Origin of the sequence: Caballeronia sp. dw_19 (genome assembly GCF_018449515.1) — a bacterium.
GTDB lineage: Bacteria > Pseudomonadota > Gammaproteobacteria > Burkholderiales > Burkholderiaceae > Caballeronia.
On record NZ_JAAVUQ010000039.1, the window covers coordinates 42,933 to 55,000 of the forward strand.

A 12,068-nucleotide genomic window follows, 5' to 3' on the forward strand; every position below is an offset into this window, starting at 1 on the left:
CACGCCACGGACCTGATCCGCGAGCACCATCCCTACTCCGCGAACGCGCGCTCGATCACTGCGTTGAAATCGAACGTGGCCGGCAGCGTTCCATACACGCGATTGACAGAACCACGGGCATCGTCGAGACGGGTTTCCATGAACGCCGCCGCCACGTCCGGCGGCGCGTGCTGCGCGAGCAGAACCCCTTGCGCGACGAGCACCAGTTGCTGCGCGATCCCCCGCGCCGATGCTTCCCGCGTAGCCGGGTCACCTTGCAGCATGACGTGCAGCGTTTTCAACGCATCGCCGAGAACGCGATGTTCACCCGCCACCGCCTGCCACGAATCGAACAGCGCATGGGCCGCATCGGGTTCGCGCTCGAATGCACGCAGCACGTCCAGGCACATCACATTCCCCGATCCTTCCCAGATCGAATTCACCGGCGCCTCCCGATAAAACCGCGCCATCGGTCCCGTTTCGACGTAACCGTTTCCGCCCCAGACCTCCATTGCCTCGCCGGTAAATTCCAGCGCGCGCTTGCAGACCCAGAACTTCGCCGCCGGCGTCACGATACGGCGCCACGCGCGTTCTTCCGGCTTCGCTGAATTCTCGAAGGCGCCCGCAAGCCGCATGAACAGCACGGTGGCCGCTTCAGATTCCAGCGCGAGATCGGCGAGAACGTTGCGCATCAGCGGCTGGTCGATGAGCTTTGCGCCGAACACCCGCCGATGCCGCGCGTGATGAACCGCCTGGATCAGCGCGGCGCGCATCAACGCGGCGCTGCCGATCACGCAATCGAGACGCGTGAAGTTCGCCATTTCGATGATCGTCGGTACACCGCGCCCTTCGTCGCCAATCATGATGCCGTAGGCGTCGAGGAATTCGACTTCGCTGCTGACGTTCGAGCGGTTGCCGAGCTTGTCCTTGAGTTGCTGGACCTGCACGGCGTTCTTCGATCCATCCGGCGCGAAACGCGGGACATAAAAGCAGGAAACCGGGCCGTTTTCCTGGGCGTTGTCACCGGTGCGTGCGAGCACGAGATGGGCGTCGCATTGCGGTGCCGAGAAGAACCATTTATGGCCGATCAGCCGATACTCGCCGCCCCGTCCGCCCGCATCTTCCGGGACCGCGCGGGTCCGGTTGCTGCGCACGTCCGAGCCGCCCTGTTTCTCGGTCATGCCCATGCCGATCATCATCGACTGCTTGCCGGCGCCAAGCGGAATATCGCGTGGATCGTGCTGGCGCGAGAGCAATTGCGCTTTCAACTTCGCGTACAGCGCGGGTTCCTGCTGCAGCACGGGAATGCTGGCGAAGGTCATGGTCAGCGGGCACAACGAACCGCTTTCCAGTTGCGCGTGGAGAAAATATCCGGCGGCGCGCGCAGCCATCGAACCGGTTTTCGGCGAAGCCGTTTCGAACGGCAGCGAATGAAGGCCCTGCTCGCGCAGCATCGAAAGCAGGGTGTGCCAGGCGGGATGGAATTCGATTGCATCAATTCGCTCCCCGCGCGCGCTGAACGGATGGTGTTCGGGCGTATGCCGGTTGGCCAGATCGGCGAGCGCAAGAATATCGGGATGGGTGAGCGCCAGACCGTCGCGGGTGAGGGCATCGAGGTGCCACGCCGCGCCTTCGCGCTGGATGGCGCTGACTAGCGCCGGGTCGCTCGAGAGCGCGTTGTAGCGCTCGAGCGGCGGAGCCTGATTTGTGACTTCGTGTGTTTGGCCGTAAGTGGATGAGCGCATCGTTTGTCTCCCTCATGCATTTATTCAGTTTGCCCGCTCATCTCAATTTTTGCAAAAACCTTGATCACCGTCATGTTCCTCGGCTTCGTTAAATGAAATGGATAGTGCGATTTAACGTTCATTCAAAATTTGCGCTTCGGTTACTGCATCGATGCAATCAAATTAATTAGTAATTCGAGATATTTCAAGAATCGTCTCAAATTTTCCGCTTTGAGGTATTTCCGATTTTTAATCCGCAGTCCTTGCTTCTCCAATGCCGAATCTATAATCTGCATCGCTCACTTTGGGCGATTAGCGCAATCACGCAAGTAAGGAAAAGGCAATTTAAATGAGCATCAATGTTATTCAGCTAGTACAGGGCGCTTTGACCGAAAGCGTGTTGCAACAACTCGCAACAAAATTGGGCGTCGCTCCCGAAGCGGCGAAGCGCGTGGTCGGCATGATCGCGCCCGCACTCGTCGGGTCGCTGATGAACAAAGCCGCATCGCCTGAAGGCGCGCGCAGCTTGTTCGCATCGATCATGTCACCGGATGCGAACGCCAATATCGTCGATATGCTGCCGCAACTCGTCCACGGCGACGGCCTGCAATCGTTGCTCGCGTCGGGTACGCGGCTCGCGAGCGGTGTGGCGTCAGAAGAACGCGTGAACGCGCTGAGCAACGCGGTGGCATCGAAGACCGGCGTATCGGTTGGCGCCACGCATGCATTGGGCGGCATCGTCACGACCACATTGTTCGGCGTGCTAAAGCATTACTTCACGAAGTCGGGCGGCAATGTCGGCCAGTTGCCTACGCTCCTCGGCCATCAGTTGCCGATGGTGAAGGCAAGCATGACCGAAGAAGTCGCCAGCGCGCTGGGTCTGGGCGGCGCCGCCAGTTTCCTGTCCGGCGTGGCCGCGCAGATGAAAGCGGTGTCGTCGCATCTTGAGCACCCGTCAATGGTCGGCGGCGCATCGGCGGCCATCAACCCTTCGCTCGACCGGATCGTGGTGGAAGAGAAGGCTCGATCGAAGAAATGGTGGTGGCTTGCTGTCGCCGCTGCTCTCGCGCTGCTCGCATTGCTGTTCGGCCGCAGCTGCGTCAACCAGCAGGCACAGGCGCCGGCACCCGCTGCGGCTCCTGTTGCAGCGTCCGCCGCAGCGCCCGTGGTTACATCGACTCCGGTGGTTGCTGCTGAAGCGGCTTCGGCAGTGGCTTCGGAAGCCGCTCCGGCCTCGGCGCCTGCTGCTGCTCCGGCGCCCACGAAGGACGCACTGCTGACGTTCACCGTCGACAAGCTGGGCGCACCGACCATTCACGCAACGGTCGGCAGCGAAGAAGAGAAGGCCAAGCTGCTCGCCGCCCTGACGGCGAAGTTCGGCGCGGACCATCTGAACGCGACCATTACCGTTGACCCGGACACCAAGCCGGCTAGCTGGCTCGACAAGCTCGACGGCCTGTTGCCGCTGATGCAATTGCCGGGCGCGGAAGCCAAGTTGTCGGGTGAGAAGATCGAGTTGAGCGGTACCGCTGCAGATGTGCGCAATGGCTGGATGGACAAGCTGAAGACGTTGTTCGGCGCGGGCTTTACCATCGGCACCTTCAATGTCACGCAAGCAGTCCAAAGCGCGAAAGACTCGTTCATGAGCGCGTTCTCGTCGTTGAGCGATGATTGCTCTGCGGCAGATATCGCCAAAGTGCTGAACCTGCAAGTCATCAACTTCCGCACGGGCTCTGACGTGCCGCCGCAAGACGCGCAACTGGCGTTGGCAAAATCGGCACAAGTGCTGAAGACGTGCGAAGGAAAGGGCAAGGCCGTGAAGTTGACCGTGGGTGGTTACTCGGACAATGTCGGCCAGGCAAGCACGAATCTGGCGTTGTCGAAGAAGCGGGCGGAAGCAGTGCGCGCGTTCCTCGTGAAGCATGGCGTTTCTGCTGATTCGCTGACGGCGCAAGGTTTCGGCGATGCTAATCCGATCGCTGACAACGCAACGGCCAGCGGACGTTTCGCAAACCGCCGGATCGACTTCGCTGTGCAGCAATAATCGATTGACCGGACGCTACGAAGGTCCGGTATCGACGTAGCAACGAAAACCCCCTGTCCCGCGCGAGCGGGACAGGGGGTTTTCTTTTGGCGCTTGGTGAGTCACGACCTTGAGTCGCGACCCGACGCGTTATCTCGGTGCAGGGTTGCGCACGCGAGCAGGAAATCGTTCAGCCGGGCCTTGAAGGAAGTCATCGCCGAGATTGGCCGGCAGTGTTTCCCGCACGACCTCCAGCCACGCGCGTGCCGCGTTCGACAAATAGCCGTTGCGCCGCCAGCCCACGGCCATGTCCCAATGAATTTCCGGCGCGATCACCGGCCGGCAGGTGAATGCGTTGACATCGAGCCGCCGGCAATACGGCGCGGGCAGCAACGCAATACCGACGCCCGCCTGCACCAGCGCCGCCATGAAATCCCAGTGGCCGCTGCGCCCCACGATAGCCGGCGCGAACCCCGCTTCGCGGCAGGCATTGAGCACGAGATCTGACAACGCGAGGCTTTCGCCGTAGAACACGAACGGTTCCCGCGCGAGATCGGCGAGCGGCACGTCCACCAGCGCGTCCCAGCGCGAGCCTTTCTGCGCAACGAGCCAGAGTAATTGGCGGCTGATCGGCAGTACGTCGAACGTGGCGAGATCGACCGGTTGCAGCACACCGCCAAGCTCCAGTTCACCATCGATCAGCGCCGCCTCGATCGCCTTCGAGCCACGCTCGAACAGCTTCAACTCCACCTTCGGATAGCGCTTCTTGAATGTGGCGATGGCCGGGGTGAACAGCGTTCCGCCCATGGGCGGAATCCCGATAGTGAGGGTGCCGCGCCCGAGTTTGCCGAGATCGTTGAGTTCAGCTTCGAGTTGCGCGTGCGCCGCCAGTACGTCGAGTCCGCGCTGATAGACGATCTGGCCGGCGTCGGTGAGCACCATCTGGCGGCTCTCGCGCAGCAGCAGTGGCGAACCTATTTCGTCCTCGAGCGACTTCACCATCTTGCTGATGGTCGGCTGCGTGACGAACATTTTCTCCGCCGCAGCGGTGAAGCTTTTCTGCTTCACGACCTCGACGAAATACCGCAACGATCGCAATTCCATACAAACCCCTCGAATTCCAAATTGGAATGCATTTGATAAGTTTAAGTCACTTTGATTATGGTGTGGCGCGCGCTATATTTGGCTAAAGGTTAACCCTATCAATGAGCTGAAAGATCTGTCATGCCCCTTCCTGCCGATGTTTTGCCTTCATCGAGACAATCCGCTAATGCTGGCGTTGTGGCTCAGTCACGCGGCGCGTTCAGCCGCTTTGCGCGCATCGCGCTGCAGAGCGCCGGACTTGCGGCAATCTGGCTGGTCGCGGATTTCGTTGCGCGCACCTTCCACTTGCCGGTGCCGGGCGGTGTCGTCGGATTGCTGATCTTGCTCGCGCTGCTGTTCTGCGGCGGCGTTGCGCCGCGCTGGGTCAAGGCCGGCGCGGACTGGCTGCTCACCGACATGTTGCTGTTCTTCATTCCGGCCGCGGTTGCCGCCGTTCAATACGGTGGCTTGTTCCGGGAAGACGGCTGGCGCCTGGCACTGGTCGTGGTGTTCGGCACGCTGATGGTGATGGTCGCCGTCGCGTTTGCCGTGGAACGGGCTTCCAGGCTTGAACGCTGGCTGGAATTGCGCCGCCTGATGGACGTGCGGGGTGCGCGGAGTGTGCGCCACGCCGCCCGCGCCTGACGTTTAATGTTTACTGCCATCGCGATGACCCCTCTCTACGACTTCCTGTTCGCCGATGCCGCCGCGCGCCCAATCGCGGCGGGATGTTTCGTGCTGACGGTGTTGCTGTATTTCGCGTCGAAGCGGCTTTACGCTCGTTTCCCGCGCCCGTGGCTTTCGCCCTTGCTGACAGTTCCGGCGGCGCTGGTCGCCGTGGTGTTGTGCGCACGCATTCCATACCCTGTTTATTTCGCCGATACCCGCTGGCTCATGTGGCTGCTCGGGCCCGCTACCGTTGCGTTCGCCGTGCCGATTTTTGAATACCGCCAATTGCTGAGAAAGCATTGGTTGTCGTTATCGGTGGGGGTGGCGGTTGGGATTCTGGTGGCGGTCGGCGGGTCGTTGATGCTGGCGAAATTGCTGCATTTGTCGCCGGAATTGCAGCGCAGCCTCGCTACTCGATCGGTATCGACACCTTTTGCGCTCGCTGTCTCCGACAAGCTTCATGCGCCGAAGGATCTCACCGCGTTGTTCGTGATCGCGACGGGCGTGGTTGGCATGCTGTTTGGTGAAATCGTGCTGGCGCTTGTACCTTTAAGATCACGCTTGGCGCGCGGTGCGCTTTTTGGCGCGGCCGCGCATGCCGTGGGCACGGCGAAAGCGCGCGAACTCGGCAGCGAAGAGGGCGTAGTCGCCAGCCTGACGATGATGATCGCCGGCGTCGTCATGGTGTTACTGGCGCCGGCATTGGCGTTTTTACCGTTCTAAGGCGCGCCGGGATTGTGGTCCGCGCCCGGCGAACTACTACGAACGCGGGCAAAACAAAGCCCGCGCTCAAACGCGCTTCCTCCATCCCAATTTGCTACAATCCCAACTCGCTTCGAGGAGCGTTGCGACGGCTTTCAACAACGAAGGCCGCCAGGCTCGAAGCATTCAATCGGACGGAGTGACCGGCGCTTTCAGAGAAGTAAGCGCTTGTTGAACCACCGCATCGAACGGCGCTCACGTCAAATTTCTATATTTCCATTTAGAAAGGAGGGCGTGATGAACGCCGCAGTTCTCGATTCAAACACCAACAAAGATTTCGTCGTCGCCGATATGTCGCTTGCTGCCTGGGGCCGCAAGGAACTGAACATCGCTGAAACGGAAATGCCCGGCCTCATGCAAACGCGCGAGGAATACAAGGTATCGCAGCCGCTGAAGGGCGCGCGTATTGCCGGTTCGCTGCACATGACCATCCAGACCGGCGTGTTGATCGAAACGCTGACCGCACTGGGCGCGGACGTCCGCTGGGCATCGTGCAATATTTTTTCGACGCAGGATCACGCAGCCTCGGCCATTGCGCAAGGCGGCGTGCCGGTGTTCGCGTTCAAGGGCGAATCGCTCGACGAATACTGGGAATTCTCCCACCGCATCTTCGAATGGCCGAATGGCGAATTCGCCAACATGATCCTCGACGACGGCGGCGACGCCACGTTGCTGCTGATCCTCGGCTCGAAGGCGGAAAAGGACCGCTCGGTCATTGCCAAGCCGGAAAACGAAGAAGAAATCGCGCTGTACAAGTCGATTGCCGCTCACCTCGACATCGACCCGACGTGGTATTCCAAGCGCCTCGTGCACATTCAGGGCGTGACGGAAGAAACGACCACGGGCGTGCATCGTCTGTATCAGATGGAAAAGGAAGGGCGCCTGCCGTTCCCGGCCATCAACGTGAATGACTCGGTCACGAAGTCGAAGTTCGACAATCTGTACGGCTGCCGTGAGTCGCTGGTGGACGGTATCAAGCGCGCCACCGACGTGATGATCGCCGGCAAGATCGCGGTCGTCGCCGGTTACGGCGATGTGGGCAAGGGTTGCGCGCAATCGCTGCGCGGTTTGGGCGCGACGGTGTGGGTCACGGAAATCGACCCGATCTGCGCGTTGCAGGCAGCCATGGAAGGTTATCGCGTAGTGACCATGGAATATGCCGCCGACAAGGCCGACATTTTCGTGACCGCTACGGGTAATTTCCACGTGATCGGCCACGACCACATGAAGGCGATGCGCAACAACGCAATCGTCTGCAATATCGGTCACTTCGACTCGGAAATCGACGTTGCCTCCACGCGCCAGTACACGTGGGACAACATCAAGCCGCAAGTCGATCACATCATTTTCCCTGACGGCAAGCGCATCATCCTGCTGGCTGAAGGCCGCCTGGTGAACCTGGGTTGCGCGACGGGCCACCCGTCGTTCGTGATGTCGGCATCGTTCACCAACCAGACGATCGCGCAGATCGAATTGTTCGTGCACGGCGACAAGTACGAAAACAAGGTCTACGTGTTGCCGAAACACCTTGATGAAAAGGTTGCGCGTCTGCATCTGGGCCGTATCGGCGCTGAACTGACCGTGCTTTCCGACTATCAGGCCAGCTATATCAGCGTGGACAAGATGGGTCCGTTCAAGCCGAATCACTACCGTTATTGATTGCGGCGGTAGTGTCGTAGCACTCAGCGCGTGCGCATGGGTTTTAACAAGCCCATGCGCATGAAACTTCAAGTACCAGGAGACCATCGATGTCCGTGCTGCTGACCTGGCTGATCAACGCGCTCGCGCTGTTGATCATCACTTACCTCGTGCCATCGATTCACATCCGCAGTTTCGGCACCGCGCTGATCGTCGCGATCGTGCTCGGGCTGATCAATACGTTCCTGCGTCCGTTGCTGGTGCTGCTCACGCTGCCGGTGACCATTCTCACGCTCGGGTTGTTCATCCTCGTCGTGAATGCGCTGTGTTTCTGGTTGTGCGCTTCGTTGCTGAAGGGCTTCGAGGTGTCGGGTTTCTGGTCGGCTTTCTTCGGCTCGATTCTGTACAGCATCGTGTCCTGGCTGCTGTCGGCGTTGATCCTCGGTCAGCGCAACTTCTAAGAACGCGAGTGCCTTGCGCGCGCGTTCCACTCCTCCCATGAAACCGATCGAACTCTCATTCGAGTTTTTCCCGCCGAAAACGCAGGAAGGAATCGAGAAATTGCGCGCGACTGGCGCGCAGCTCAAGGCGCTCAACCCGAAGTTCGTCTCCGTGACGTTCGGCGCGGGCGGTTCCACGCAGCAAGGCACGCTCGATACCGTCGTCGAGATGATGAAGCAGGGACTCGAAGCGGCGCCGCATTTGTCGTGCATCGGATCGTCGAAGGAGAGTCTGCGGGCCATTCTCGGCGCGTATCGTGAGCATGGCATTCGTCATATTGTCGCGTTACGCGGCGATTTGCCTTCGGGCATGGGTGAAGTCGGCGAGTTGCGGTACGCGTCGGAACTGGTCGGCTTCATTCGCGCCGAGCATGGCGACTGGTTCAACATTGAAGTCGCGGCGTATCCGGAATATCACCCGCAGGCGCGCTCGCCCAAATCCGATATGGAAAACTTCGTGCGCAAGGTGCAGGCCGGCGCGAACTCGGCGATCACGCAGTACTTCTTCAACGCGGACGCGTATTTCCGTTTCGTCGATGACGCCCGCAAGCTGGGTGTCGAGGTTCCTATCGTGCCGGGCATCATGCCGATCACGAACTTCTCGCAGCTGATGCGTTTCTCCGAGATGTGCGGCGCGGAAGTGCCGAAGTGGATTGCGCGCCGGCTGGAAAGCTATGGCGACGATAAAGAAGCGATCCGCGCATTCGGACTGGATGTAGTGACCGGTTTGTGCGAGCGGCTGGTGAAGGAAGGCGCGCCGGGGCTGCATTTTTATACGCTGAATGGCGCGGCCGCGAGCAAGACGATTTGCGAGCGGTTGGCGTTGCAGGGGCAATAACGACGCCTGGGCTTCTCGGGTGCCGCTGCAGGTGGAGCGCAATTTGAAAGTGGGGCGATCGCGACTCGCAAATCGCGATCGCTTTTTTGTTGAAACGAAAGCCGTTGGCAACTAACGATCTTCACGTGCGGGTAGATGCGCTCGTGAGGCGCCAATTGACGAGCAATTGTCATTACGGGGTATCAGAAACTTTGACTACTCAAGGCGACGACCAGACCCATTTTTGTGTTGTAAAGTACCGGTCAAGTCAGGCCGTCCAGCCGATTTTTCGGCTGGACAAACGCTGAAGGGGCAATGCTTGCTGAACTAGCTTGCCGATTTATTAACCGAGGCGTATTGCACCTTGCAACTTACCGTTACCAACCAAAAATCAGCAGCAGGCGGGCGCAAGCGCGACGCTGCCCACTCAACCCGCGTCCCTCTCAATGACGTGGAAGAACAACCATCCGCAAAGCCCCTGTCCCAAAAGGATTCGGGTGCGTATTACACCCCCGACGGAGTCGCCGAGACTCTACTTCATTGGGCGATACGCAGCGAAAGTGATCGGCTGCTTGATCCATCCTGCGGCGACGGACAATTCATTGCCGGACATCGTAATAGTGTTGGCATTGAGCAGGACTCGGCTGCGGGAAAACTAGCCTCTCAGCGTGCTCCGTGGGCATCGATTCACGAGGGTGATTTTTTCGACTGGGCGTCGACCGCGAAAGAGCGCTTCGACTGCGCGGCGGGTAATCCGCCGTTCATTCGGTATCAAACTTTCAAAGGTGAAGTTCGAAACCGGGCGACAGCACTTTGTGCACGGGCCGGAGCCCGCTTTAGCGGCCTGAGCTCGTCGTGGGCGCCTTTTCTCGTCGCAACGGCAACCTTACTGAAACCCGGTGGCCGGATGGCGTTTGTCGTACCTGCGGAAATCGGGCACGCGCCATACTCGGCGCCATTGATCGAGTATTTTGCATCGCACTTTGCGGTGCTGCATATCGTCGCCGTAAGGGACAAGCTTTTCCCTGAGCTTTCGGAAGACTGCTGGCTGATTTTCGCCGAAGGCTTCGGTCAGAGCACGGCGGAAATTCGATTCTCATCCATGCCGCGTTTCAAGCGGATGGGAGTACCCCCAAAGACGTTTATTCGCGTGCCAATGATCGACTGGCGTGCCTGGGGCTGTCGGCTTCGTCCCTTCTTGATGCAGGCCAACGCTCGCAAGCTATACCGCGGTGTGGTGGAGGACGACCAAACGAAGCGCTTTGGTGAGTTGGCGAACATCGGAATCGGCTACGTAACAGGAGCCAACAGTTTTTTTCACCTACGTCCGTCGGAGGCAAGTCGTCTTCGCATTCCGAAGCAATTGTTGCATCCAACTGTTCGCAATGGTCGTGCACTTCCGAAGCAGCGGCTCACCGCCTCCACAGTGGGGATGTGGAAGGAAAACGACGAGCCAATTCTTCTGCTGCGTATGCCGAAGTCGGGACCGGTTCCGGCCTCGGTAGCGCGATACCTTGACTCCGATGCCGGCGTCGAAGCGCGCGAGGCCTACAAATGCAGAGTTCGTGATCCTTGGTATTCCGTGCCCGATGTGCAAGTTCCCGATTTCTTCCTTTCGTACATGTCCGGGCTGGAAGCCAATCTGGTCCGAAATGAAGCAGGGTGCACCTGCACGAACTCCGTTCATAGCGTTCGATTGCGGCAGGGGGTGGATTCGTCGCACCTTCTCGATATCTGGGAGTCGCCGTTTATCAAATTGAGTTCCGAGATCGAGGGGCATCCGCTCGGTGGCGGCATGCTGAAACTTGAACCGCGCGAAGCCAGCCAAATTGCTTTTCCAGAGAAAACGACCCTTGAGCATGTAGATGTTGCCATCGTGGAAGAGGCGCTGACGACGCTGCGCGAGTGGAGGCACTATGCCACTGCGTAGAGATGCGATCGATGGTGACTCACGCATTTGCCAATGGATAAACCAGCGGGAAGCGCTTCATCACTTTGCGACTTATGACGGCAAGACGCAAAGTCAGCAGCATATAAAACCTTTGCATTGGTATGTCGCATGTCGGTTGGTCCTTGAAGGGGGCTTCCATCCAGACGACATCACGCCTCGCCCGCCATTTTCCGTTGTCACGCGGAGCGGCAGGTCTTATTTGCATTTTGATCCGACCTTGGCGACGGGTTCTGAAAGAACGATTCTCGGGGGCTTGAAGACCAAAAATGTCGATGTGGTCGTGACTAAGGACGGGATTGGTCCGGTCCTGGCGATTTCGTGCAAAGGGATGATGGGTGCGTTTCGCAACCTGACCAATCGCATGGAAGAGACTATCGGGGAATGCACGAACCTTCACATCACGTATCCCGCCATGGTGTTCGGTTACATGTTCGTGATACGTGCAAATCGTACGATGGTTGCTTTAGCGGAAGGTCTCGAGTCGGAAGAGACCCCAGCGCGTCAACTTCTTGCCAATGACATCGCGGTTCGCGAAGGTGGCGAACCTGTGGAATCAATCTTCCGCTTTCATTCGGCACTGCGAGAACTAACGGGCCGTCGTGGCATTCGAGATGATGTGAGCGGGTATGAAGCAGTCACATTAGCAATGGTCGATATGGCGGAAGGCCGCGCCGGCTACATTCTGGGCGATTTCCCGCCTCAAGATAGTCCGCTTCGGATCGAGCAATTTTTTCAGGCGCTCTATTTACGGTATGAGGAGCGCTATGTGTTTGGCGCGCCCGATCTCAAGCCGGTGACTCGCCGATTGGAATGGGCGTCGCGCTCGCCCGCCTTGGAAATAGCGCTGATCGATGGAGCCCCATATCCAGTACTCGATTACGAAGTACGGGTCGACGTGGAGTCGTGAGCGTCTTAACTATCG

General features: G+C 59.2%; 10 protein-coding genes and 1 riboswitch. Of the genes, 8 read left to right on the top strand and 2 right to left on the bottom strand.

What is annotated here, in order from left to right; translation table 11 throughout:
- Positions 1 to 32: 32 nt before the first annotated feature.
- Positions 33 to 1,724, bottom strand: coding sequence for an isovaleryl-CoA dehydrogenase (locus tag HB376_RS33365; RefSeq protein WP_213767923.1), 1,692 nt, complete (start codon positions 1,722 to 1,724; stop codon positions 33 to 35).
- Positions 1,725 to 2,052: 328 nt separating this feature from the next.
- On the opposite strand from HB376_RS33365, the gene HB376_RS33370 reads away from it, so the two are divergent.
- Positions 2,053 to 3,747: an OmpA family protein gene (locus HB376_RS33370; protein ID WP_213767924.1), complete on the top strand. Its 1,695-nt coding sequence runs from the start codon at positions 2,053 to 2,055 to the stop codon at positions 3,745 to 3,747.
- A gap of 129 nt (positions 3,748 to 3,876) precedes the next feature.
- Here HB376_RS33370 and HB376_RS33375 read toward each other — a convergent pair whose 3' ends face one another.
- Positions 3,877 to 4,830: a LysR family transcriptional regulator gene (locus HB376_RS33375; protein WP_213767925.1), complete on the bottom strand. Its 954-nt coding sequence runs from the start codon at positions 4,828 to 4,830 to the stop codon at positions 3,877 to 3,879.
- A 120-nt stretch (positions 4,831 to 4,950) separates the two neighbouring features.
- Here HB376_RS33375 and HB376_RS33380 point away from each other — a divergent pair, with 120 nt between their 5' ends.
- The 7 genes from HB376_RS33380 (at position 4,951) to HB376_RS33410 (ending at position 12,053) form a co-directional block, all read left to right on the top strand.
- Complete coding sequence (locus HB376_RS33380; RefSeq protein WP_213767926.1) at positions 4,951 to 5,454, top strand: CidA/LrgA family protein; 504 nt, start codon at positions 4,951 to 4,953, stop codon at positions 5,452 to 5,454.
- A gap of 24 nt (positions 5,455 to 5,478) precedes the next feature.
- On the top strand, positions 5,479 to 6,201 hold the full coding sequence (locus HB376_RS33385) for an LrgB family protein (protein WP_213767953.1): 723 nt from the start codon (positions 5,479 to 5,481) through the stop codon (positions 6,199 to 6,201).
- A 108-nt stretch (positions 6,202 to 6,309) separates the two neighbouring features.
- Positions 6,310 to 6,444, top strand: a riboswitch (S-adenosyl-L-homocysteine riboswitch).
- Positions 6,445 to 6,477: 33 nt separating this feature from the next.
- The gene (gene ahcY, locus HB376_RS33390) at positions 6,478 to 7,899 is read left to right on the top strand and encodes an adenosylhomocysteinase (protein ID WP_213767927.1); all 1,422 of its coding nucleotides are present in this window, start codon (positions 6,478 to 6,480) and stop codon (positions 7,897 to 7,899) included.
- An 89-nt stretch (positions 7,900 to 7,988) separates the two neighbouring features.
- Entirely contained in the window at positions 7,989 to 8,339 is a 351-nt protein-coding gene (locus tag HB376_RS33395; RefSeq protein ID WP_031364155.1) for a phage holin family protein, read from the top strand.
- Positions 8,340 to 8,376: 37 nt separating this feature from the next.
- A complete protein-coding gene (gene metF, locus HB376_RS33400) occupies positions 8,377 to 9,216 on the top strand; it encodes a methylenetetrahydrofolate reductase [NAD(P)H] (RefSeq protein ID WP_213767928.1) in 840 nt (279 codons plus the stop codon).
- Between the two features lie 343 nt (positions 9,217 to 9,559).
- Positions 9,560 to 11,125, top strand: a complete 1,566-nt coding sequence (locus HB376_RS33405; protein WP_213767929.1) for an N-6 DNA methylase — start codon at positions 9,560 to 9,562, stop codon at positions 11,123 to 11,125.
- Positions 11,112 to 12,053 carry a hypothetical protein gene (locus tag HB376_RS33410; RefSeq protein WP_213767930.1) on the top strand — a complete coding sequence of 314 codons (942 nt, stop codon included), beginning with the start codon at positions 11,112 to 11,114 and terminating at the stop codon, positions 12,051 to 12,053. Before HB376_RS33405 ends, HB376_RS33410 begins: the two co-directional genes overlap by 14 nt.
- Positions 12,054 to 12,068 lie beyond the last annotated feature (15 nt).